Origin of the sequence: Streptomyces sp. 142MFCol3.1, from assembly GCF_000424945.1 — a bacterium.
Lineage (GTDB): Bacteria > Actinomycetota > Actinomycetes > Streptomycetales > Streptomycetaceae > Streptomyces > Streptomyces siamensis.
The window spans coordinates 156,872-179,694 of record NZ_AUKV01000006.1; the positions used below are offsets into that span (position 1 = coordinate 156,872).

Sequence of the window (22,823 nt, forward strand, 5' to 3'; positions counted from 1 at the left end):
GGCGCGGTCCCCGCTGCGGGGCCCGCGCCGGGTTGGTGCGGCGGGCCGATAGGGCCGCCGCGCACTTACCGGCGAGGCGACCACGCCGTCACCATGAAAGAGGCAGTTTGGTCATTTATGCCTCAAATGCGTTGATCCTTAGGAGGGCTCATGGACGCCCCGACCGCCACAACGGCAGACGCCGCCCCGCGGGACGACGTACAGGAAGAGCCGACCGTACACATCCTCTGGATCAACGCGGGGCTGAGCTGCGACGGGGACTCCGTCTCGCTGACCGCCGCGAGCCAGCCGAGCATCGAGGAGCTGGCGCTGGGCGCCCTGCCCGGGCTGCCCAAGATCGCGGTCCACTGGCCCCTGATCGACTTCGAGTGCGGGCCCGTGCAGGGTGCCGACAACTTCGTCGACTGGTTCTTCAAGGCCGACCGCGGCGAGTTGGAGCCCTTCGTCCTCGTGGTGGAGGGCTCGATCCCCAACGAGCGGGTCAAGCCCGAGGGGTACTGGTGCGGCTTCGGCGACGACCCGGAGACGGGCCAGCCGATCACCACCAGTGAGTGGCTGGACCGGCTGACGCCCAAGGCGCTGGCCGTCGTGGCGATCGGCACCTGCGCGACGTACGGCGGCATCCATGCGATGGCGGGCAACCCCACCGGGGCGATGGGCGTCCCGGACTACCTGGGCTGGGAGTGGAAGTCCAAGGCGGGCATCCCGATCGTGTGCGTCCCGGGCTGCCCCGTGCACCCCGACAACGCCTCCGAGACCCTGCTCTACCTGCTCTACCAGGCGGCGGGATCGGCCCCCATGATCCCTCTGGACGAGGAGCTGCGGCCGTCCTGGCTGTTCGGCGCCACGGTCCACGAGGGCTGCGACCGGGCCGGCTACTACGAGCAGGGCCAGTTCGCCACCGAGTACGGATCTCCCGAGTGTCTGGTCAAGATCGGCTGCTGGGGACCGGTGGTGAAGTGCAACGTGCCCAAGCGCGGCTGGATCAACGGCGTGGGCGGCTGCCCGAACGTGGGCGGCATCTGCATCGCGTGCACCATGCCCGGCTTCCCCGACAAGTTCATGCCCTTCATGGACGAGCCGCCGGGCGGCCATGTGTCGGCGACGGCGAGCGGCATCTACGGCTCGGTCGTCCGACGGCTCAGGCACATCACCGAGAAGACCGTCGAGAAGGAACCGAAGTGGCGCGGCAAGGGCGAGAAGCTCACGACCGGCTACAAGGCCCCGTGGTGACACCGGTTCCCCGCTGAGCAAGACACCCGACAGGAAGGCGGCACGGCACCATGGCGACGGCGACGAACAAGCCGGCCGGTGACGGCCTGATGGAGATGTCGTGGGACCCGATCACCCGCATCGTGGGCAGTCTCGGCATCCACACGAAGATCGATTTCGCCGCGAAGCGCGTCGCGGAGTGTTACAGCACCTCGTCCGTCTTTCGCGGCTACAGCGTGTTCATGCGCGGCAAGGACCCCCGGGACGCGCACTTCATCACCAGCCGGATCTGCGGCATCTGCGGCGACAACCACGCCACCTGCTCCGTCTACACCCAGAACATGGCCTACGGCGTCGCGCCACCGCACCTCGGCGAGTGGATCATCAATCTCGGCGAGGCCGCGGAGTACATGTTCGACCACAACATCTTCCAGGAGAACCTGGTCGGCGTGGACTACTGCGAGCGGATGGTCCGCGAGACCAATCCGGGCGTGCTCGAACTCGCCGAGCGCACCGAGGCCCCGCACGCGGCCGATCACGGCTACCGCACCATCGCCGACATCATGCGCTCGCTCAACCCGCTGGAGGGCGAGTTCTACCGCGAGGCGCTCCAGGTGAGCCGCTACACGCGCGAGATGTTCTGTCTGATGGAGGGCCGCCACGTGCACCCCTCCACCCTGTATCCCGGAGGCGTCGGCACCGTCGCCACCGTGCAGTTGTTCACCGACTACCTCACCCGGCTCACCCGCTACGTGGAGTTCATGAAGCGCGTCGTCCCGCTCCACGACGACCTCTTCGACTTCTTCTACGAAGCGCTGCCCGGCTACGAGGAGGTCGGCAAGCGCCGTGTGCTCCTGGGCTGCTGGGGCGCCCTGAACGACCCCGAGCACTGCGACTTCCGGTACGCGAGCATGGAGGACTGGGGCCGCCGGATGTTCGTCACCCCCGGCGTCATCGTGGACGGCAACCTGGTCACCAACAGCCTCGTCGACATCAACCTCGGCATCCGCATCCTGCTCGGCAGCTCCTACTACGAGGACTGGGCGGGCATGGAGAAGTTCGTCGAGCAGGACCCCCTGGGCAACCCGGTCGACGAGCGGCATCCGTGGAACCAGCACACCGTCCCCGCGCCGCAGAAGCGCGACTTCGACGACAAGTACAGCTGGGTCATGTCGCCGCGCTGGTTCGACGGCACCGACCACCTGGCCCTCGACACCGGCGGCGGCCCGCTCGCCCGGCTGTGGTCCACGGCCCTGTCCGGACTCGTCGACATCGGCTACATCAAGGCCACCGGCCACAGCGTGCAGATCAACCTGCCGCGGACGATGACCAAGCCGGAGATGTCGCTGGAGTGGCGGATCCCGCAGTGGAGCAACGCCATCGAACGCAACCGCGCCCGGACCTACTTCCAGGCGTACTCCGCCGCCGCGGCCCTCCACTTCGCCGAGCAGGCCCTGGAGGAGGTGCGCGCGGGACGGACCCAGACCTGGGAGAGGTTCGACGTGCCGGACGAGTCGATCGGCTGCGGCTTCACCGAGGCGGTCCGCGGAGTGCTCTCCCACCACATGGTGATCAGGGACGGCAAGATCGCGAACTACCACCCGTACCCGCCGACCCCGTGGAACGCGAGTGTGCGCGACAGCTACGGCACACCGGGCCCGTACGAGGACGCGGTGCAGAACACGCCCATCTTCGAGGAGAACCCGCCCGAGAACTTCAAGGGCATCGACATCATGCGGGCCGTCCGCAGCTTCGACCCGTGTCTGCCGTGCGGCGTGCACATGTACGTCGGCGGCGGCCGGACCGTCCAGCAGACGCACATGCCGACGGGGCTGAGCGGCCTGGCCGTCTGACCTTCCGAGGAGAGGGGATCCGATGGCCGGACAGGAAACGGGTGAGCGGATCGCCGCGCTCCTCGACGAACTCGCGCGGCAGGCGGGACCTGAGGCCCGTGACACCGCGGACGAACTCGTGCGCTGCGTCGTGGAGTTCTACGGCGAGGGTCTCGCGCGGACGGTACGGCTGCTGCGCTCCGCACCAGACGGCGCGGATCCCCTCGCCGTCCTCACCGCCGACGAACTCGTCAGCGACCTGCTGATCCTGCACGACCTGCACCCCGAGGACACCCTCACCCGGGTGGGCCGTGCGCTCGACAGAGTGCGGCCCTACCTCGGTTCGCACGCCGGCGACGTCGAGGTGGCAGGGCTCGACCCGAAGGGGGCGGACGGGCCGACGTTGCGGCTCCGGCTGCGCGGCAGCTGCGAGGGCTGCCCGTCCTCCACCCAGACCGTGCGCTGGACCATCGAGGAGGCGATCGCCCGGACCGCCCCCGAGATCGCGCACATCGAGGTCGAGGGGATGACCGAGGACACCCACGAGGCACCCCTGCTGCAGATCCTTCCGCACCGCCCGGACGACGCTCCCGGCGGCCCGGTCTCCCCCGCCACCGACGGCCCGGCGCACTGGTACACCGTGGGCCCGCAGGGCCTGCCCGCGCACGACCGGGCCACCCGTGTGACACGGGTGGCCGGGCAGCCCCTGCTGCTCGTACGGCTGTCGGGACAGCTCTACGCCTACCGCGACCGCTGTCCGGCCTGCGGCACAGGCCTGGCCGACGCGGCCCTCGACGGCGAACGGCTGCACTGCTCGCAGTGCGCCGCGAAGTTCGACGTCCGGACGGCGGGCCGCGGCGCCCTCGGACACCTGGAACCGGTACCGCTGCTGGAGGAGAGCGGATCGGTGCGGGTGGCGCTGCCCGGTGAACTGCTGGGGGCGGGGCCGTGACCGCGGACGTGCTGCGGCAGTTCACCCGCAGGCCGCCGCCCGCCGGGGAGCGGTGCGACCTGTGCGGGGAGCCGCTGCCCGCCGAGCACCGCCATCTCGTCGACACGACCCGGCGGTCCCTCAAGTGCGCCTGCCCGCCGTGCCATCTGCTCTTCACCCGGGCCGGCGCGGGACTCGGCCGCTTCCGCGCCGTCCCCGACCGGTACCTCACCGACCCGGACTTCGCCCTCGACGAGGGCGACTGGACCCGGCTCCAGATCCCCGTGGGCCTCGCCTTCTTCTTCCGCAATTCCGCCGTCGACCGGCTCGCGGCCTTCTATCCGAGTCCGGCGGGCGCTACCGAGAGCGAACTCGATCCGCAGACCTGGGACGCGGTGCTCGGCAGCACGCCGCTGACCGGACTGCTCGAACCCGACGTGGAGGCGCTGCTGCTGCGCTACGAGCGCGGTGGCCCGGTGACCTGCACCCTCGTCCCGGTCGACGTCTGTTACGAGCTCGTCGGCCGGATGCGGCTGCACTGGAAGGGGTTCGACGGGGGCGCGGAGGCACGCGCGGACATCGACGCGTTCTTCCGCCGGATCACGGCCGCGGCCAGGCCCCTGGACACGGACTCCCCCGACGCCCCGTCCCCCGCGGAGCCAGGCGACCCGCCCCCAAAGACCGGGGGCGCACCATGACGGACCTCCAGTTCCAGTGCACCGGTGTACGGCCGGAGCCGTTCGGCGCCGGTCCCACCCTGCTGTTCGGGCTGCGGATCGAGGAGGCCGACCATCAGCAGGTGCACGCCATCGCCCTGCGCTGCCAGATCCGCATCGAGCCGGCCCGGCGTCAGTACGAACCGGAGGAAGTCGGCATGCTGGGCGACCTGTTCGGGGAGCCCGACCGCTGGAGCAGCACCCTCAAGCCGCTCCAGTTCGCCCACGCCTCGATCACGGTGCCGAGCTTCACGGGCACGACGCACGTCGACCTCCCGGTGCCCTGCACCTACGACACGGAGGTCGCGTCCGCGTCGTACTTCCGGGCGCTCTCCCGAGGCGAGGTCCCGCTGCTCCTGCTCTTCTCCGGCACGGTCTTCACGGGCCGCGACGGCTTCCGCGCGGAGCCCATCCCCTGGCACAAGGAGACGTCGTTCCTGATGCCGGTGGACGTGTGGCGGAGCATGATCGAGCAGTACTTCCCGCACACGGGCTGGCTGCGGATCCGCCAGGACGTGCTGGAAGCCCTGCGACGCTACCGCTCGGCACGTGCTCTGCCGTCCTGGGAGCAGGTCTTCGAGGAACTTCTCGCCACCGCCGACGCGAAGGGGGGCGACTGAGATGCGCAATCCCCTGGAGGACGGTTTCGGACAGGCCCGCGCGGTCGCCGACGCCGTCCTGTTCGAGGGATACGTCCTGTACCCGTACCGCGCTTCGTCCGCCAAGAACCAACTGCGCTGGCAGTTCGGCGTCCTGGTGCCGCCCGCCTGGGCCGCCACCGGCGGGGAACACGCCGTCCAGCGCACCGAGGTCCTGCTGGAGCCCCGGGCCGGCGACCGGCTCCACGCCGAGCTGCGCTTCCTGCACGTGCGGCGGCGCACGGTCGAACGGCTCGGGTCCGACGGCCGCTACACGGAGGTGGCCGAACTGGAGCTGCCCGACCGGGTGCTGGTCCCCTGGGACGAGGGCCACGAGGAACGCGTCCTGATCCACGCGCCCTTCGACGAACTGACGGAACCTCGAGCAGCCGCGCGCGTGGTGAAGTTCGACCTGCCGTCCGCCACCGAGCACGAGCCCGTCACGGACGCCGAGGGCCGGACCGTGGGCCGGCTCGTCCGGCACCGGGAGCGGCTGTCCGGTGAGCTGCGCCCCCTCGTCGAGGAACTCCCGGGACCCTACCGGGTGTTGCGGCTCACGATCGGAGTACACAACACCACGGGCGCCGACGTCGCCGACCGTACGGAGGCACTCGCCCACAGCATGATCGGCACCCATCTGCTGCTCGGCGTGCCCGGCGGACGGTTCCTGTCGATGACGGACCCGCCGGAGTGGGCCCGCCCGGCCGTCGCGGAGTGCCGCAACGACCACACCTGGCCGGTGCTGGCGGGTCCGCCCGGCGCGGAGGAGATCATGCTCTCCTCGCCGATCATCCTGGAGGACCATCCGGCCCTCGCCGACGAGAGTCCGGGCCCGCTGTACGACGCCACCGAGATCGACGAGATCCTCTCGCTGCGCACGGCCGCGCTCACCGAGCGGGAGAAGCGCGAGGCACGGGGCACGGACGCGCGCGCCGCCGAGGTCGTCGACCTGGTCGACAGCATGCCGCAGGCGGTACGGGAGCGGCTGCACGGGGCGATCCGCGGTCTGCGCGAGGTCACGGGTGAACCCGGTCCCGGGGGATTCGCTCCGGCCGGGCCGGCCCCCTCGCGGGCCTGGCCGGGCCTCGCGGCGGCCGGTTCGAGCTCCGGGGCCGCCGATCCTCACCCGGCGCCGGCGGAACCGGGGTTCTCTCCCGCCGCGAGGGGCCTGAGCCTGCCGGACGGCCCCGGACACCCTTGGTGGGACCCCGCGCAGGACCCCGCCGCCGAGGAGGAGGTGCCGGCCGCCGTCGTCATCGACGGCCGGACCGTGCGGGCCGGAAGCAGGGTGATGCTCACGCCGGGCGCCCGGCGCTCGGACGCCCAGGACGAGTTCCTCTTCGGCCGGCGCGCCACGGTCGAGGCGGTCGTCGGAGATCTCGACGGCGAGACGCATCTCGCGGTGGTCGTGGACGACGACCCGGGCACCGACCTGCGCCGAGCACAGGGCCGCTTCCTGTACTTCCGGCCCGACGAGGTGGCCCCGCTGGAGAAGGAGGCACCATGACCGAGCCGGACAGGACACGCCGGATCCTGGTGGCGGGGGTCGGCAACGTGTTCCTTCAGGACGACGGATTCGGCGTGGAGACGATCCGGCGTCTCGCGGACCGTGCCGGTGAACTGCCGCCCGGTACCGAGCTCATGGACGCCGGCATCCGGGGTGTGCACCTCGCGTACCGCCTGCTGGAGGGCTACCACACCCTCGTGCTCGTGGACGCCGTCAGCCGCGGCGGCCGGCCCGGCACGCTGTACACCGTCGACGTCGGACCCGGGCCGCCCGCCGTCCCGTCCGCGCCGATGGACAGTCACGCCATGGACCCCGCGAGCGTCCTGGCGCTGCTGCACGACCTGCACGCCGGCGCGGGCGGCACCCTCCCCGAGGCGGTGTACGTCATCGGCTGCGAACCGCGGGCCACGGACGAGGGCATGGGCCTGACCGCGCCGGTGGCCGAGGCGGTGGAGACCGCCGCGGACCTGGTGCTCGACCTGGTGCGCCGAGACACCTCCGTACCCCAGAGGAGCTGACAAACGATGGAGGCAACCATGGAATGGACATGGGTGGGCGTCGCCGCGGGCCTCGTACTGGCCTACGGAGTCGTCAGGAACCTGCCGGACATGCGCCGTTACCTGCGCATGCGGCGCATGTGATCCCGGATCAGCGCCTCGGTCTCCCGCAACCGCCCGTCGGTGGGCCGCGAACCGTCGACGGGCCGGGGGCTGCCGGGCCGCGAACCGTCGAGGGGCCGGGCGCCATCGGCGGGCGGGGGACCGTCGGCGCCCCGCGTGCCTCGCGCGCGTCCGTCGGCCGCCGCCCCGGGCCCACCCGCACCCGGCGCCCGCCGGCCGGTACCGGACCCGGACGCGTCGGCGGACGGACGGCGCGCGGCGGGGCCGGGGGGGCCACCGCGCCCGTCCCGGCCGCCGACGTCCTCAAGCTGCACATACCGTTCGAGGAAGAGGTGGAGGGTGCTGTGCAACTCCCCCAGGCGCACGAACCACAGCGCGAGGTCCATCGCACCCTGCTGGGTGATCGCGTAGACACGGCGCGCGGGACCGCTCGCGGAGGCGTGCCAGCGCGAGGTGACCTCGCCGCTGCTCTCCATGCCGCGCAACAGCCGGTACACGTGTGCCGGATCGGTGTCGGCGCAGCCGAATCCGCCCAGGCGCTGCACCAGCTCGTAGCCGTGGCCTTGACGCTCGGCCAGGAGCAGGAGAAGCACCGGGGTGAGCAGAGCGCGCCGTTCGACGTCATGCCCAGTCATGGTCCTCTCAGCCTAGCCAGCCGGGCGCGACCCACAATTCCGGAGAGCGCGCGGCCCGACGGCGCACGGACCCGGGCGGGTGGTGCCGGTGCATGAACTGTCCATCGCCGTCGCGGTCGTCGAACAGGTCGAGGAGGCCGTACGGGGGCAGGGCTCCGCGGTCGAGTCGCTGACCCTGCGGATCGGCGAGCTCGCCGGTGTGGTGCCCGAGGCCCTGGACTTCTCGTTCGGGCTCGCCACGGAGGGAACCGCGCTGGCGGGGGCACGGCTGCTGATCGAGACTGTTGAGGCGTGGGCGCGCTGCGACGGGTGCGGCCGCGAGGCGTCCACCGGGATGCCTCCCGTGCTGTGGTGCGCCGACTGCGGGAACACGCTGACCCTGCTCGGCGGCCGGGAGCTGGAGATCGTCCGGGTGGTGGTCGCCGACGGGAGCCCGGACGGTGGAACCCCGCACCCCGGACCGCGGGCCGCCCCGGCGGCGGGCCGGACGGACGACCAGGAGACGAGCCATGTGCCGCACCGTTGACCTTCATCAGGCCGTCCTCGCCAAGAACGACGAGAACGCGCTGACTCTACGGGGCTATCTGGGTGACCGGGGCACGTCCGCGGTGAATCTGCTGTCCAGTCCCGGCAGCGGCAAGACGGCCCTTCTGGAACGGCTGTTGGCCCGTGCCGTGGCCGAGGGCACTCCCGCCGCGGCGGTCACCGCGGACCTGGCCACCGAGAACGACGCGACCCGGCTCGCCCGTTCGGGTGCCCCGGTCCGGCAGATCCTCACCGACGGGCTCTGTCATCTGGAGGCGGGCATGCTCCAGCGGCAGCTGGACGGGTGGCTGCCCGAGGGCACCCGGATCCTGTTCGTCGAGAACGTCGGCAATCTCGTCTGCCCCGCCTCCTACGACCTCGGCGAGAGCCTGCGCATCGCGCTCGCCTCGGTGACCGAGGGCGAGGACAAGCCCGTCAAGTACCCGACGGCCTTCGGGCTCGCGCATCTCGTGGTGGTGACCAAGACCGACATCGCGGACGCCGTCGGCTTCGACCGTGAGGCGTTCCTGCGAGGCGTCGAGCAGGTCAACCCCGGAGTGCCCGTCCTGGAGACGTCCGCGCGCACGGGGCGGGGCGTCGACGCGCTGCTGGCCCACGTGCTGCGCTGCGCGGCCGGCGACGCGCCGCACACGCCCGTGCTCGCGCAGGAGCACGCCCGGCATCTGCACAGCCACGAGCACGAAGCCGGACCCGCGCAGGCGAACGGACACCACCCGCGGACGGCGGGGCAGCGGCCGTCCGGCCCTGGGCAGTCGCACACGACGGATCACGGGCCGCACGGCCCTGAGCACCCGCACGCGGACGATCACCGGCCGCACAGCTCCGAGCACCCGTACCCGACGGATCACCACGCTTCCGGCCCGGGAGACCCGCACACCGCGGACCGCACCGTCGGCCCGGGACACCCGCACGAGCAGGAGCCCGCCAGGTGAGTCCGTCCCCGGGGCGTGAGCGCAGGCACATCGTCGTCAGGGGCGTCGTCCAGGGAGTCGGCTTCCGTCCGTTCGTGTACACGCTCGCCGAGCAACTCGGCCTGACCGGCTGGGTGACCAACAACGCGCAGGGCGTCGAGGCCGAGGTGGAGGGGCCCGCCGCCGCCGTGGCTGAGTTCTGCGAGCGCGTCGGGAACGGGCCCCCGCCGCTCGCCGTCGTCGAGTCGGTCGAGCAGCGTGCCGTGCCGCCGGAGAACGACGGCTCGGTGTTCACCATCCGGCCCTCCGCCGGCGGGCCGGGACGCACACTGGTCTCCCCGGACACGGCCACCTGCGACGCCTGTCTGAGCGAGCTCGCCGACCCGGCCGACCGGCGCCACCGGCATCCGTTCATCACCTGCACGCACTGCGGCCCGAGGTTCACCATCGTCACCTCGCTGCCCTACGACCGGGACCGGACCACCATGGCCGGGTTCCCGATGTGCGCCGACTGCGCGGGCGAGTACACCGATCCGGCCGACCGGCGCTTCCATGCCCAGCCGATCGCCTGCCCGGCCTGCGGCCCGCGGCTCACCCTGCGGACCGGGCCACACGACGCCGACGGGCCGCGCGACGCGGCGGCACTGGCCGAGGCCCGCCGGATGCTGGCCCAGGGCGCCGTGGTCGCGGTGAAGGGGCTCGGCGGCTATCACCTGGCGTGCGACGCGGGCGACCCCTCGGCCGTGCGCACCCTGCGCAAGCGCAAGAACCGGGGCGACAAGCCGTTCGCCGTGCTGGCGGACTCCCTGGAGACGGTGGAGCGACTGGCTCTGGTGGGCGACGCCGAGCGCGAACTGCTGCTGGGGCCGCGCAAGCCGGTCGTCCTCCTGCGGCGCCGGACGTCCGCGTGCGCCGACGTGGCCGCGGCGGTCGCCCCCGGCAGCCCCGACCTCGGGGTCATGTTGCCGTACACGCCGCTGCACCGGCTGTTGCTCGGGCTGCCCGGCGATCCTCCCGGCCCGGCCGTCCTGGTCATGACCAGCGGCAATCGGTCGGGCGAGCCGATCGTCACGGACGACGCCGAGGCGCTGGCCCGGTTGGAGGGCCTGGCCGACGCCTGGCTCGCCCACGACCGCCCCATCCACGTGCCGTGCGACGACTCGGTGGTGCGGGTGTGCGCCGGTGCCGAACTGCCGGTGCGCCGCTCACGCGGGTACGCCCCGTTCCCCGTCGCACTGCCGGTGCCGGTGGTCCCGGCGCTGGCCACCGGCGGCGACCTCAAGAACACCTTCTGCGCCGGTGACGGCCGCTACGCCTGGTTGTCCGCACATGTCGGCGACATGGACGACCTGGCGACGCTGAACGCCTTCGAGCGGGCCACCGCGCAGCTGACGGACCTCACCTCCGTCGCACCGCGGCTGCTGGTCGCCGACCGGCACCCCGGCTACCGCTCCACCCAGTGGGCGCACCGCGAGGCCCGGGCCCGTGACGTGCCGCTGCGTCAGGTGCAGCACCACCACGCCCATGTCGCCTCCGCCATGGCCGAGCACGGGCTGGACGGCTCCGAGCCGGTCATCGGGATCGCCTTCGACGGGACGGGGTACGGCGACGACGGTGCCGTGTGGGGCGGCGAGGTGCTGCTCGCCGACTACGACGGATACCGCAGGTTCGCCCATCTGGGCTATGCGGCCCTGCCGGGCGGCGACGCCGCCGTGCGCAACCCCTACCGGATGGCGCTGTCCCACCTGCGCACGGCGGGTCTGCCCTGGTCGGAGGAGCTGCCGTGCGTCGGGGCCGCCGCGCCGGAGGAACGCCGGCTGCTGCGACGGCAGCTGGAGCGGAACCTCAACTGCGTGCCCACCTCCAGCATGGGCCGGCTGTTCGACGCGGTGTCCTCGCTGGCGGGCGTCTGTCACCGGGTGGAGTACGAGGCGCAGGCGGCGATGGAACTGGAGAACGCGGCGCTGGAGGACCTGTCCGGTGCCTCCGGGTCGCCGGCCGGCCTCCTCGACGACGGGCGAAAAGGTGCGTACCGGTTCATGCTGAGACCGGTCCGGCAGGACCCGGAGGCACCGTTGGTCGCCGATCCGGCGCCGGTGCTGGCCGCTGCCGTCGCGGATGTCCGCGCCGGGGTCGCGGCCGGTCCGGTGGCGCGTCGGTTCCACGCGGCGGTGGTCTCCCTCGTCCAGGAGGTGTGCGCGGTGGCACGTAGACGCACCGGCATCGGCACGGTCGCCCTGAGCGGCGGCGTGTTCTGCAACGCCCTGCTGACCGAGGGCTGCTGCGCCGTTCTGGAACGGGACGGCTTCTCCGTCCTGCGGCACCACAGGGTTCCCCCCAATGACGGCGGTCTTGCGCTCGGACAGCTGATCGTCGCCGCCCGCGCCACGCGGTAGCGCGGGAGTACTGCACGAGCGAGGCAGGAGCGACTCATGTGTCTGGCCGTACCCGGCCGAGTGCTGAAGATCGAGGAACGTGACGCGACGCGGATGGCCAAGGTGGACTTCGGCGGTGTCGTCAAGGACGTGTGTCTGGAGTACGTGCCGGACATGCAGGTCGGTGACTACGCCATCGTCCACGTCGGGTTCGCCCTGCAACGGCTGGACGAGCAGTCGGCGAAGCAGACCCTGGAGCTCTTCGAGAACCTCGGGGTCCTGGAGGAGGAGTTCGGCGACGCCTGGGGCAAGGCCGCCAGGGACGCGGGCGCCGAACGCCCCGCCGGAACCGAACTCCCGGACACCGGACCCGCCCCCACGAACGGCGCCCGGCCCGGTCACGACGGGTCCGTCGCCGAGGACAGTGCCGACAAGGAGGCCCGGTCATGAAGTACCTGGACGAGTTCAGCGACCCGGTCCTCGCCAAGCGGCTCTTCGACGACATCAGGGCGGTCACCACACGGCCCTGGTCCCTCATGGAGGTCTGCGGCGGGCAGACGCACTCGATCATCCGTCACGGCATCGACCAGTTGCTGCCCGAGGAGATCCAGCTGATCCACGGGCCGGGCTGTCCGGTGTGCGTGACGCCCTTGGAGATCATCGACAAGGCGCTGGAGATCGCCTCCCGCCCCGACGTCGTCTTCTGCTCCTTCGGGGACATGCTCCGGGTGCCCGGCAGCGGACGTGACCTGTTCAAGGTCAAGAGCGAGGGCGCGGACGTCCGGGTCGTGTACTCGCCGCTGGACGCGCTGAAGATCGCTCAGGAGAACCCGGACCGTCAGGTCGTCTTCTTCGGCATCGGCTTCGAGACCACGGCCCCGCCCAACGCGATGACCGTCTACCAGGCCAAGAAGCTGGGCATCACCAACTTCAGCCTGCTGGTCTCCCACGTCCGGGTGCCGCCGGCCATCGACGCGATCATGAATTCTCCGGACTGCCGGGTCCAGGCGTTCCTCGCCGCGGGCCACGTCTGCACGGTGATGGGCACCGCCGAGTATCCGGAACTGGCCGAGCGGCACCGGGTGCCCATCGTGGTGACCGGCTTCGAGCCGCTCGACATCCTGGAGGGCATCCGCCGGGCGGTGCGGCAGCTGGAGTCGGGTCGGCACACCGTGGAGAACGCCTACCCCAGGGCCGTTCAGGCCGACGGCAGCCCCGCGGCGCGCGCCATGCTGGCCGACGTCTTCGAGGTGACCGACCGGGCGTGGCGCGGCATCGGCACTATCCCGCGGAGCGGCTGGCGACTGTCGCCCAAGTATCGCGACTACGACGCCGAGCACCGCTTCTCGGTCACCGGCATCAAGACCGAGGAGTCGACGGTGTGCCGCAGCGGCGAGGTCCTGCAGGGCCTCATCAAGCCGCACGAGTGCGCGGCGTTCGGCAAGGAGTGCACACCGCGCAATCCGCTGGGCGCGACCATGGTCTCCAGCGAGGGCGCGTGCGCCGCCTACTACCTGTACCGGCGGCTGGACGCCCCGAACAAGGAGGCGAGCAGCGTTGTCTGACTCTGCTTCGGCACCCGTCGATTTCTCGTCCTGGACCTGCCCTGCGCCGCTGCGTGACCACGACAAGATCGTGATGGGGCACGGCGGCGGCGGCACGCTCTCCGCCGAGCTGGTGGAGCACCTGTTCGCGCCGGCCTTCGGCAGCGACGTACTCGCCGAACTGGGCGACTCCGCGCGGCTGTACCTGGACGGCGCCCGCCTGGCGTTCTCCACCGACTCCTTCGTCGTCCGTCCGCTCTTCTTCCCGGGCGGCAGCATCGGGGACCTCGCGGTGAACGGCACGGTCAACGACCTGGCGATGGCCGGGGCCCTGCCCGCCTACCTCTCCTGCGGGTTCATCCTGGAGGAGGGCGTCGAACTGGCCGTCGTGGGACGCGTGGCCGAGGCTCTCGGCGAGGCGGCCCGTACCGCCGGGGTGACGGTGGCGACAGGTGACACCAAGGTGGTCGACGCGGGGCACGGGGACGGCATCTTCATCAACACCGCCGGGATCGGGGTGATCCCGGCGGGCGTGGACATCCGTCCGCAGCGCGCGACCCCCGGAGACGTGGTGCTCGTCAGCGGCCCCGTCGGGGTGCACGGCGTGGCCATCATGAGTGTGCGGGAGGGTCTGGAGTTCGGCGTCGAGATCCAGAGCGACACGGCGTCGCTGGCCGGTCTGGTCGCGGAGATGGTGGCCGTCTGTCCGGACCTCCATGTGCTGCGTGACCCGACCCGCGGCGGTCTGGCCACCTCCCTGAACGAGATCGCGGGCGCGGCGGGCGTCGGCGTCAGGCTCGACGAGCGCTCGCTGCCCGTGCCGGACACGGTCGCCAACGCCTGTGCGTTCCTGGGCCTGGACCCGTTGTACGTGGCCAACGAGGGCAAGCTGGTGGCGTTCGTGCCGCCCGAGCACGCGGATGCCGTGCTCGCGGCCATGCGCGCCCATCCGCTCGGCAAGGAGGCCGTGGCGATCGGCCATTGCGTCCCGGATCATCCCGGCATGGTCGTCGCGGCCACCGGGCTCGGCGGCACCCGTGTCGTGGACATGCCGCTGGGCGAGCAGTTGCCCCGCATCTGCTGACCCACCGGCACATCAGGTCCCGAGGCCGGCCTCGTGACGTTTCCCGCGGACGGCGGGCGTCGACGGGGCCGGTCTCATGTGGCACCGGCCCCGTGTGCAACCCTCTCGCAACGTCCGGGATGGTCGGCTGGGCGGTGGCCCGGCCGTGGTGCGCCGTCGGCGGGGTCACCGCATCCGTGACCCGACGGGGAGAGCCGATGGATGTCGTCCCGCGCGTGGAACTGACGCCCGCCGCAGCCGAGCTGGTGCGGCGGCTGAGCGCCCTCCACGGACCGTTGATGTTCCACCAGTCGGGCGGCTGCTGCGACGGCAGTGCGCCCATGTGCTATCCGAACGGCGAGTTCCGCATCGGCGGCTCCGACATCCTGCTCGCCGATCTGGAGGTCGAGGGCCTCGACGACCCGGTGGCCTTCTGGATGTCCAGGAGCCAGTACGAGCTGTGGAGCCATACGCGGCTGATCGTGGATGTCGTGTCGGGGCGCGGCAGCGGTTTCTCGCTGGAGGCACCCGAAGGAGTGCGTTTCCTGATCCGTTCCCGGGTCGTCGGCCCCTAGCCATCGGCGCGGGCGCCGTCGTCTGGTGCAATTCCCCTGAGTCCTGCGAAAGTTGACGAGACCTCAGGGGGCACTGTGACGCGTCGTGACGGACGGCTCAGAACGGCACTGACGGTTTTCACGGCATGTGGAGCGCTGGCCGGCGCCGCCCTGGTGGGGGCGGCGCCGGCCAGCGGCGCGGAGGACGGCACCGCCGTCGCGCCCGGCGTGGAGTACACCCAGCTGGACATCCAGGGGGCCAAGGGGGTGACGCACGCACATGTGCTCGACGTCGACCTGCGCGACCCCCGTGTGCGCGTCGGACTGCTCCACCCGGGCGCGGTGGCGTCCCGGGCGCCCGTCTCCCGGCTCGCCGACGCGCAGGGCGCCGTCGCGGGAGTCAACGGCGACTTCTTCAACATCACGGAGACCCAGCATCCGGGCGTGGAGGCGACCGGCGCGACCGTGGGCCCGGCGATCACGGGCGGGCACGCGCTCAAGGCGGCCGTGCCGAACGGGCAGCGCTTCGGCCCCGCCCTGCCGCCCGGCACGACCACCGAGGACGTGTTCGGCGTGGGCGTCGACCGCAGGGCCCGGCTGGACGGGCTGGCGCTCGACGGCTCCGTGCGCAGCCACGAGGGACGGTGGCCGCTGGGCGGGCTCAACCAGTACGCGCTGCCGGAGGGTTCGATCGGCGCGTTCACGTCGGACTGGGGCAGTGTCTCCCGGGTGCGGGCCACCTGCGGCACGGACACCGAGCGGGCGGCGCCGTGCAGCACGGACACGTACGAGGTGACGGTCACGGGCGGACGGGTCGTGTCGGCGGCGGACACCCCTGGTGCCGGTCCCGTCGCGTCGGGCAGCACGGTGCTGGTGGGACGGGAGGCGGGCGCCCGGTTGCTGCGGAAGCTGTCCGTGGGCGAGGGGGTCACGGTGCGGCACCGGTTGGTGGCGGAGGCCTCACGCATCCCGTACGGCATGGCGCTGGGCGGCTACCCGATGCTCGTCGACGGCCGTCCGCTGCCGGGGCTGGACGACACGACCGCGGCGGTGCGGACCGTGGTGGGCATCGCGGACCACGGCCGGCGGATGCTGCTCCTCGCCCTGGACGGCGCGCCCGAGTACCGGAACGGGCTCACGATCGCGGAAGTGACGCAGACGATGCGGCAGTTGGGATCGGAGGATGCGTTCAGCCTGGACGGCGGGGGCTCCAGCACGATGGTCGCCCGGCTGCCGGGTGCGGAAGCGGTCGGCGTCCTCAACCATCCGAGCGGTGGCGCCGAACGCCCCGTGCCGAACGGAATCGGCGTGTTCTCGCGTCCCTGACCACCGGGTCCGGCCGGCCCCGGAGCGGCTCAGGGCTGCAGGCTGCCCACGATGTCCGCGGTGGCCGTGAGCCCGCTGAGGATGGTCGGGGCCATGCTGGTGCTGGCCAGGTAGAAACCGAGCAGCACGCAGACCAGGGCGTGGGAGACCTTCAGTGCGCCGTTGCGCAGGAAGACCACCGCCAGGATCAGGAGCAGCAGCACCACAGAGATGGAAATCGCCATCGTCAACCTCCTCCACCACGTCCGCTTCGCGGCGTTCGGCCGTAAGTGTGGCGTAGTGAAGGGTTCGTCCGGGCGGCTGACCTGTCCTCCGAACGTGTGGTTCTCGCACCCGGCCGCCCGGCGGCGGGCGACCGGGTGCGGGTGGTGACTAGGCCCGCCGGTGGGCGTCCAGGAACGTCTCCAGGCCGGCCAGGTCGTCCGTGTTCAGACAGTCGACGTCGGCGGCGAGCAGTTCGCCCCACAGCGCGTCACGGGCCGGGCCCGCCACGTCGGGTGTCGCCCAGAAGCGGACCTTCTGCCGGCGTCCGTGCGCCGCAGCGATGATGCCGCGCAGCTTCTCGCGTTCGGCCGCCGGGAACGGGCCGTCGCCCGACCAGCTGAAGTTCAGGGTCCAGTTGTCGCTGATCAGCGGGACGAACGAGGCGGGGGCCGCGGTGCCGAGGTCGCTGAGCCGCCCGTCGTAGAAGGCGCGCCGCACGGTCTGGGCCTCCATCGGCGCCCGGGCCGCCCGGTCGCCCGAGATCACCGCCGTGACCGGTCCGGGGTGCACCCGGCCGTGTGCGTAGGTGGTGAACAGACGGCGGTAGCGGCGCAGGTGACGGTCGAGTTCGAGGTATGTCGACGCGCCCTCGGTCTTGATGTCGACGAGCAGTTGCAGGGGTTCGCGGTAACCGCGGTACACCGAGCCGTGGTTGGCCCTGACGCGGGCGGCGAGGGGTTCGAGGTAGAGGGATTCGAGGGTGCGGGTCGGGTCGAGGTCGACGGGATCGTGGGCGACGAGGAGCTGGTCGCCCACGAGATAGATGTCGGCCTCGACGCTGCCGAACCGGTGTTCGAGGGCGTCGTACAGGGGGCGCGGGTGCTCGTAGTCGTTGTGGGCGTGGGCGCGCCACAGCGGGCGGGGGCCGTGGTGGCCGCCGCCCGCCCACGCCTGCGTGGCCGGCACTGCGGCCGTGCCGGCGAGGGCGGCGCCGAAAGTGGTGAGGGCTCTGCGACGGGTGATGAGGGCCATGCTCTGCCTCCCCTTGAGGGCCGGGTGGGACCGAAGCGAGTATGCGTTCGGTCGGGGCCCAAGGGGCCTGTCCGTGCGGGGAGTTGGCTGGACTGCCGCCCTCTGTTCACTTCTCGGGGCAGCCCGCACGACAAAGCCCGCCCCAGGTGGGGCGGGCTTTCCCGGACGGGCCCGAGGCAGGTCAGGGCGCGCGCAGGTCGACCAGTTCGGCCAGCGCCTCGCGGTGGGCGCCCGCCGTGCCGTACGCCAGGGAGTCGGCCTTGGCCCGCTTCAGATACAGGTGTACGGGGTGCTCCCAGGTCATGCCGATGCCGGCGTGCAACTGGAGCGCCTCCTCGGCGGCGTGCACGGCTACCGGAGCGGCGTAGGCCTGGGCCACCGCGACCGCGACGTCGGCGTCCGCGCTGCCGGTGGCGAGCGCGTCGGCGGCGTTGCGCGCGGCGGCACGCAGGTTGACGACCTCCAGCCACAGCTGTGCCAGCCGGTGCTTGAGCGCCTGGAAGCCGCCGACGGGCCGGTTGAACTGCTTGCGCTCCTTCAGGTAGCGCACCGTCTCCGTCAACGACCACTCGGCCAGACCGAGTTGCTCGGAGGCCAGCAGTGCGGCACCGGCGCGCAGGGCACGTCGCACGGCGGGCTCCGCGTCGCCCAGCCGTCGGCCCAGGACCCCGTCGAGGCCGACGGTGGCGACGGGCCGCGTCAGGTCGAGGGACACCCGCGGGGTGACGGTCACGGACTCCGCGTCCACGGCGTACAGCCCGCCGTCCTGCGCGGGCACCAGCAGCACGTCCGCGGCGACGGCGTCCGCGATGCCGGTCAACTCGCCGTGCAGCAGCCCGTCTTCCAGCCGCACGGTGCTGAAGGCGGCGCCCGGCGCGGTGCCGAGGCTCACGGCGAGCACTCCGATGGTCCGCCCGGAGGCCAGGCGGGCCGTCAGCTCGTCGGCCTCGCAGGCCAGCACGGCCTCGGTGGCCACCACCGCGCTGCTGAGATAGGGCACGGGGGCGACGGCGCGCCCGAGCTCCTCCAGGACGACGGCGGCTTCACGGTGCGTGGCACCCTGGCCACCCCGGGCCTCGGGCACCAGGAGGCCCGCCAGTCCCATCCCGGCCGACAGCGCCTTCCACAGCTCGGGGTCGTGCGGTGTGTCCGACTCGGTGCGGGCGATGACGCCCGCCGCGTCGCAACGGTCGGCGAGGAGGTCGCGGACGGCGGCGCGCAGTGCCACTTCCTCCTCCGAGTAGAGCAGATCGGGCTGGGTGCTCTGCGTTGTCATCGGGCGAGGTCCTTCCACGCGACGTCCTTGTCCGTGCGCGGCTCGGACGGCAGTCCCAGGACGCGTTCGGCGACGATGTTGAGCAGGACCTCGCTGGTCCCGCCCTCGATGCTGTTGCCCTTGGAGCGGAGATAGCGGTAACCGGCGTCGCGGCCGGTGAAGTCGACGAGTTCGGGCCGTCGCATCGTCCAGTCGTCGTACAGCAGGCCCTCCTCGCCGAGGAGTTCGACCTCCAGGCCGGAGATCTCCTGGTTGAGCCTGGCGAAGCCCAGCTTCATGCCGGAGCCCTCGGGGCCGGGCTGGCCCGCGACGAGCTGCTGGCGCAGCCGCTCGCCGGTGATCCGGGCGACCTCGGCCTCCACCCACAGCTTCAGCAGCCGCTGGTGCAGGTCGTGGGTGCGCAGTTCGGGGCGCTCGCGCCAGGTCCTGGCGACCGGCCCGATCATGCCGCCCTCGCGCGGGATGCGCATCCCGCCGATGGACACGCGCTCGTTCATGAGCGTGGTCTGCGCGACCTTCCAGCCGTCGCCGACGTCGCCGAGGCGCCGGGAGTCGGGGATGCGGACGTCGGTGAGGAAGACCTCGTTGAACTCGGCCTCGCCGGTGATCTGGCGCAGCGGCCGGACCTCGACGCCCGGGTCGGTCATGTCGCAGACGAAGTAGGTGATGCCCCGGTGCTTGGGCACGTCCGGGTCGGTGCGGGCGATGAGGATCGCCCAGCGGGCCACATGGGCGCTGGACGTCCACACCTTCTGCCCGTTGACCACCCAGGTGTCGCCCTCGCGGACGGCCCGGGTGCCGAGCGCGGCGAGGTCGGACCCGGCGCCGGGCTCGCTGAAGAGCTGGCACCAGACCTCCTCCCCGGTCCACAGGGGCCTGAGGAAGCGTCGCTTCTGTTCCTCGGTGCCGAAGCCGAGGATCGTGGGCGCCGCCATACCAAGACCGATGCCGATGCGCCGCGGGTCGTTGTCGGGGGCTTCGGCGGCCTCCAGTTCGGCGTCCACGACGGCCTGGAGGGTACGCGGGGCACCGAGTCCGCCGAGGCCCTCCGGGTAGTGGACCCAGGCCAGGCCGGCATCGAAGCGCGCCCTGAGGAAGTCCGTGCGGTCGGTCGTGGCGGGCGGGTGCGCGGCCAGCAACTGCTGGGTGCGGCGGCGCAGTTCGGCTGCGTCGGTCATGCTGCGGCTCCATTCTCCAGTGCGGGGAGCACGGCGATCCGTCCGGTGGTGACACCGTCGGCGACGCGCTGCACGGCGGCTGCCGCCCCGCTCAGCGGCACGCGCTCGCTCACCAGCGGCTTGACGGCACCCCGGGCGGCGAGCTCGGTGAGCTGCTCGTGGCAGTGCTGGACCAGCTTCGGGTTCTTGGTGTTGTACAGACCCCAGTGCAGGCCGAGGATCGAGTAGTTCTTGACGAGGGCGTGGTTGAGCCCGGGGCTGGGGATCGTGCCGCTCGCGAAGCCCACGACGACGATCCGGCCCTCGAAGGCGACGACCTTCGTGGACTGGGTGTAGGCCTCGCCGCCGACGGGGTCGTAGACGACGTCGGCACCCCGGCCGCCGGTGGCCTGCTTGACCGCGGCGACGACGTCCTCGGCGCGGCGGTCGATCACCACGTCGCAGCCCAGCTCGCGGGCCACGGCGGCCTTGTCGGCGCCGCCGACGACGCCGATGACGGTGGCGCCCGCCGCCTTGCCGAGCTGCACGGCCGCGCTGCCGACCCCTCCTGCGGCAGCGTGGACGAGCAGGGTCTCGCCGGCCTCCAGGTGGGCGCGGCGGTGCAGGCCGAACCACCCCGTCTGGTAGCCGATGTGCAGGGCGGCGGCCTCGGCGTCGTCGAGGGCCTCCGGTGCGGGCAGCAGGGCGGCGGCGTCCGCGAGCGCGTACTCGGCGAATCCCCCGTGCGGCAGGACCGGGTTGGCGATCACGCGGCGTCCGTCCTCGGTCTCGCCGCAGATCTCCACGCCGGGGGTGAACGGCAGCGGCGGCCTGACCTGGTACTGACCGCGGCAGAGCAGCGCGTCCGGGAAGTTGATGTTCGCGGCGCGCACCTTCAGCAGGACCTGGCCGTCACCGGGCGTGGGCCGCTGCACCTCCTGGAGGCGCATCGCCTCGCTCGGCTCGCCGTTCTGGTGCACTTGCCATGCCTGCATGCGGGGCCTCCAGGAGCTGCTTCTCGGTGTCCGGCGTCTGGACCGCGGTCGATCGCATACTAAGCGGTCGCTTGCCCGCCTGGGAACAGTCGGCGCCGGTCGTCTTCGACACGCCCCGTCAGTCGCCCCGCCCGCGCCGGGCGGGCCGCGCCCTGACGTGCATCCGCTCACCCTGCGCGCCGAACAGGCTCAGGAACTCCACGGGCCCCTCACCCGTGGACCCGAACCAGTGCGGTACGCGGGTGTCGAACTCCGCGGCCTCCCCCGGCCCGAGCACCACGTCGTGCTCGCCGAGCACCAGCCGCAGCCGCCCCGAGAGCACGTACAGCCACTCGTAGCCCTCGTGGACCCGCGGGTCCGGCTCCATGCGCCGCTTCGGTTCGAGCACCTTGTAGGCCTGGAGCCCGCCGGGCTGACGGGTCAGCGGCCAGTGGGTGCGCCCGTACCGCACGATCGGCTCGGCCCGTACGCGCGGGTCGCCCACCGGTGGCGCGCCGACGAGCTCGTCCAGCGGCACCTGATGCGCCCGCGCGATCGGCAGCAGCAGTTCCAGACTGGGTTTGCGCAGCCCGGACTCCAGGCGGGAGAGCGTGCTCACCGAGATGCCCGTCGCCTCGGACAGCCCGGCGAGGGTCGCGCCCCGCTCCTTGCGGATGCGCCGCAGCCGCGGGCCGACCTCGGCCAGCACCTCGTCCGTCTCCATGTCCTCACTCATGCTCGTATTGCAGGATCGGCAAAGCCATTTGTCAATTCGGCGGGACTCGCGGGACCTTCTCGGTGGAGGTGGTCACCATGACCGAGAGGTACGAAGTCGTCGTCGTGGGCGGCGGCACGGCGGGACTGTCCGCGGCGCTGGTCCTCGGCCGGGCCCGGCGCCGCACGCTGGTCGTCGACGCGGGCCGGCCCCGCAACGCGCCCGCCGCGCACATGCAGGGCTATCTGTCGCGGGACGGCATGCCGCCCGCCGAGTTCCTCGCCGAGGGGCGCGGCGAGGTCGAGGGGTACGGGGTCGCGCTGGTCCGGGACCGCGTGGTGGACGTGGCCCAGGACGGCGCCGGCGAGTTCGACGTCACGCTCGCGGACGGGCGGCCGGTGCACGCGCGCCGGCTGATCGTCACGACCGGACTGGCCGACGAACTGCCGTCGGTGCCGGGGGTCGCCGAGCGGTTCGGGCGGGACGTGCTGCACTGCCCGTACTGCCACGGCTGGGAGGTGCGCGACAAGGCCTTCGGCGTGCTCGCCACCACGCCCATGAGCGTGCACCAGGCGCTGATGGTGAGCCAGTGGTCGAAGGACGTGACGCTCTTCCTGCACACCGTCCGCGAGGACGAACTGACGGACGCCGATCTGCGCCGGCTGGCCGCGGCGGGCGTCGCCGTGGTGCCGGGCGAGGTCTCGGAACTGATGGTCGGGGACGACCGGCTCACCGGTGTGCGGCTCGCGGACGGCACGACCCACGCCCGTTCGGTGCTGTTCGTCGCGCCGCGCGCCGTCCCGCGGACCGGCCTGCTGGAAAGTCTGGGCGCCGAACTGCGCGAGACCCCGTTCGGAACGTATCCGGTGGTCGACGAGACGGGACTGACGAGCGTGCCGGGCGTCTGGGCCGCGGGCAACGCGATCGGCTTCGCGGAGCAGGTCGTGAACGCGGCGAGCGGCGGCTACCGGGCGGCGGCCACGGTCAACGGCGAGCTGCTCTTCACGGACCTCGACGCGGCCGTGGCGCGGGGCTGAACCGGTGAGCGTCCCCGG

24 protein-coding genes are annotated in these 22,823 nt (G+C 72.3%); 17 read left to right on the forward strand and 7 right to left on the reverse strand.

Annotation, left to right across the window (positions count from 1 at the left end):
• Positions 1–150: 150 nt before the first annotated feature.
• Genes H305_RS0110555 through H305_RS56345 form a run of 8 tightly spaced genes read left to right on the forward strand, consistent with a single transcriptional unit; the run spans position 151 to position 7,477 of the window.
• Complete coding sequence (locus H305_RS0110555) at positions 151–1,233, forward strand: hydrogenase expression protein HypE (protein WP_028800346.1); 1,083 nt, start codon at positions 151–153, stop codon at positions 1,231–1,233.
• 50 nt (positions 1,234–1,283) lie between these two features.
• Complete coding sequence (locus H305_RS0110560) at positions 1,284–3,065, forward strand: nickel-dependent hydrogenase large subunit (protein ID WP_028800347.1); 1,782 nt, start codon at positions 1,284–1,286, stop codon at positions 3,063–3,065.
• Positions 3,066–3,087: 22 nt separating this feature from the next.
• Positions 3,088–3,996 carry a NifU family protein gene (locus tag H305_RS0110565; RefSeq protein WP_028800348.1) on the forward strand — a complete coding sequence of 303 codons (909 nt, stop codon included), beginning with the start codon at positions 3,088–3,090 and terminating at the stop codon, positions 3,994–3,996.
• Complete coding sequence (locus H305_RS45395) at positions 3,993–4,673, forward strand: DUF5947 family protein (protein ID WP_037763370.1); 681 nt, start codon at positions 3,993–3,995, stop codon at positions 4,671–4,673. Before H305_RS0110565 ends, H305_RS45395 begins: the two co-directional genes overlap by 4 nt.
• A complete protein-coding gene (locus H305_RS0110575) occupies positions 4,670–5,311 on the forward strand; it encodes a DUF6084 family protein (RefSeq protein ID WP_028800349.1) in 642 nt (213 codons plus the stop codon). The genes H305_RS45395 and H305_RS0110575 overlap by 4 nt, the downstream gene beginning before the upstream one ends.
• Before the next feature lies 1 nt (position 5,312).
• Positions 5,313–6,836 carry a hypothetical protein gene (locus H305_RS0110580; protein ID WP_028800350.1) on the forward strand — a complete coding sequence of 508 codons (1,524 nt, stop codon included), beginning with the start codon at positions 5,313–5,315 and terminating at the stop codon, positions 6,834–6,836.
• Positions 6,833–7,354: a hydrogenase maturation protease gene (locus tag H305_RS45400; RefSeq protein WP_037763372.1), complete on the forward strand. Its 522-nt coding sequence runs from the start codon at positions 6,833–6,835 to the stop codon at positions 7,352–7,354. Before H305_RS0110580 ends, H305_RS45400 begins: the two co-directional genes overlap by 4 nt.
• A gap of 18 nt (positions 7,355–7,372) precedes the next feature.
• Positions 7,373–7,477 (forward strand): DUF6893 family small protein, encoded by a 105-nt coding sequence (locus tag H305_RS56345; RefSeq protein WP_420708041.1) that lies wholly within the window; start codon positions 7,373–7,375, stop codon positions 7,475–7,477.
• On the opposite strand, the gene H305_RS49335 is transcribed toward H305_RS56345, so the two are convergent.
• Positions 7,453–8,091: a helix-turn-helix transcriptional regulator gene (locus H305_RS49335; protein ID WP_051370511.1), complete on the reverse strand. Its 639-nt coding sequence runs from the start codon at positions 8,089–8,091 to the stop codon at positions 7,453–7,455. The two genes, H305_RS56345 and H305_RS49335, sit on opposite strands and share 25 nt — an antisense overlap.
• 88 nt (positions 8,092–8,179) lie before the next feature.
• On the opposite strand from H305_RS49335, the gene H305_RS45410 reads away from it, so the two are divergent.
• From H305_RS45410 to H305_RS0110635, 8 genes are all read left to right on the forward strand, one after another.
• Positions 8,180–8,617 carry a hydrogenase maturation nickel metallochaperone HypA gene (locus H305_RS45410; protein WP_078628994.1) on the forward strand — a complete coding sequence of 146 codons (438 nt, stop codon included), beginning with the start codon at positions 8,180–8,182 and terminating at the stop codon, positions 8,615–8,617.
• Entirely contained in the window at positions 8,601–9,569 is a 969-nt protein-coding gene (gene hypB, locus H305_RS45415) for a hydrogenase nickel incorporation protein HypB (RefSeq protein ID WP_051370512.1), read from the forward strand. The genes H305_RS45410 and hypB overlap by 17 nt, the downstream gene beginning before the upstream one ends.
• The gene (gene hypF / locus H305_RS0110610; RefSeq protein ID WP_028800351.1) at positions 9,566–11,944 is read left to right on the forward strand and encodes a carbamoyltransferase HypF; all 2,379 of its coding nucleotides are present in this window, start codon (positions 9,566–9,568) and stop codon (positions 11,942–11,944) included. Before hypB ends, hypF begins: the two co-directional genes overlap by 4 nt.
• Positions 11,945–11,980: 36 nt before the next feature.
• Complete coding sequence (locus tag H305_RS0110615) at positions 11,981–12,373, forward strand: HypC/HybG/HupF family hydrogenase formation chaperone (RefSeq protein ID WP_028800352.1); 393 nt, start codon at positions 11,981–11,983, stop codon at positions 12,371–12,373.
• Positions 12,370–13,488, forward strand: coding sequence for a hydrogenase formation protein HypD (hypD, locus tag H305_RS0110620; RefSeq protein ID WP_028800353.1), 1,119 nt, complete (start codon positions 12,370–12,372; stop codon positions 13,486–13,488). Before H305_RS0110615 ends, hypD begins: the two co-directional genes overlap by 4 nt.
• Before the next feature lie 73 nt (positions 13,489–13,561).
• The gene (gene hypE, locus H305_RS0110625) at positions 13,562–14,551 is read left to right on the forward strand and encodes a hydrogenase expression/formation protein HypE (protein ID WP_199791383.1); all 990 of its coding nucleotides are present in this window, start codon (positions 13,562–13,564) and stop codon (positions 14,549–14,551) included.
• A gap of 197 nt (positions 14,552–14,748) precedes the next feature.
• The gene (locus tag H305_RS0110630) at positions 14,749–15,105 is read left to right on the forward strand and encodes a DUF779 domain-containing protein (protein ID WP_028800355.1); all 357 of its coding nucleotides are present in this window, start codon (positions 14,749–14,751) and stop codon (positions 15,103–15,105) included.
• Between the two features lie 75 nt (positions 15,106–15,180).
• Positions 15,181–16,410, forward strand: coding sequence for a phosphodiester glycosidase family protein (locus H305_RS0110635; RefSeq protein WP_028800356.1), 1,230 nt, complete (start codon positions 15,181–15,183; stop codon positions 16,408–16,410).
• A 29-nt stretch (positions 16,411–16,439) separates the two neighbouring features.
• Here the strand turns inward: H305_RS0110635 and H305_RS0110640 are convergent, their stop codons facing one another.
• The 6 genes from H305_RS0110640 to H305_RS0110665 form a co-directional block, all read right to left on the reverse strand.
• Complete coding sequence (locus tag H305_RS0110640; protein ID WP_028800357.1) at positions 16,440–16,634, reverse strand: hypothetical protein; 195 nt, start codon at positions 16,632–16,634, stop codon at positions 16,440–16,442.
• Positions 16,635–16,782: 148 nt separating this feature from the next.
• The gene (locus H305_RS0110645) at positions 16,783–17,646 is read right to left on the reverse strand and encodes a phosphatidylinositol-specific phospholipase C/glycerophosphodiester phosphodiesterase family protein (protein WP_028800358.1); all 864 of its coding nucleotides are present in this window, start codon (positions 17,644–17,646) and stop codon (positions 16,783–16,785) included.
• Positions 17,647–17,827: 181 nt separating this feature from the next.
• Entirely contained in the window at positions 17,828–18,922 is a 1,095-nt protein-coding gene (locus tag H305_RS0110650; RefSeq protein ID WP_028800359.1) for an acyl-CoA dehydrogenase family protein, read from the reverse strand.
• Positions 18,919–20,100 (reverse strand): acyl-CoA dehydrogenase family protein, encoded by a 1,182-nt coding sequence (locus H305_RS0110655; RefSeq protein ID WP_028800360.1) that lies wholly within the window; start codon positions 20,098–20,100, stop codon positions 18,919–18,921. Before H305_RS0110655 ends, H305_RS0110650 begins: the two co-directional genes overlap by 4 nt.
• Positions 20,097–21,074, reverse strand: a complete 978-nt coding sequence (locus H305_RS0110660; RefSeq protein WP_028800361.1) for an NADPH:quinone oxidoreductase family protein — start codon at positions 21,072–21,074, stop codon at positions 20,097–20,099. The genes H305_RS0110655 and H305_RS0110660 overlap by 4 nt, the downstream gene beginning before the upstream one ends.
• A gap of 118 nt (positions 21,075–21,192) precedes the next feature.
• Complete coding sequence (locus H305_RS0110665) at positions 21,193–21,777, reverse strand: helix-turn-helix domain-containing protein (protein WP_028800362.1); 585 nt, start codon at positions 21,775–21,777, stop codon at positions 21,193–21,195.
• Positions 21,778–21,866: 89 nt separating this feature from the next.
• On the opposite strand from H305_RS0110665, the gene H305_RS0110670 reads away from it, so the two are divergent.
• Positions 21,867–22,805, forward strand: coding sequence for an NAD(P)/FAD-dependent oxidoreductase (locus tag H305_RS0110670; RefSeq protein WP_037763481.1), 939 nt, complete (start codon positions 21,867–21,869; stop codon positions 22,803–22,805).
• Positions 22,806–22,823: the final 18 nt, after the last annotated feature.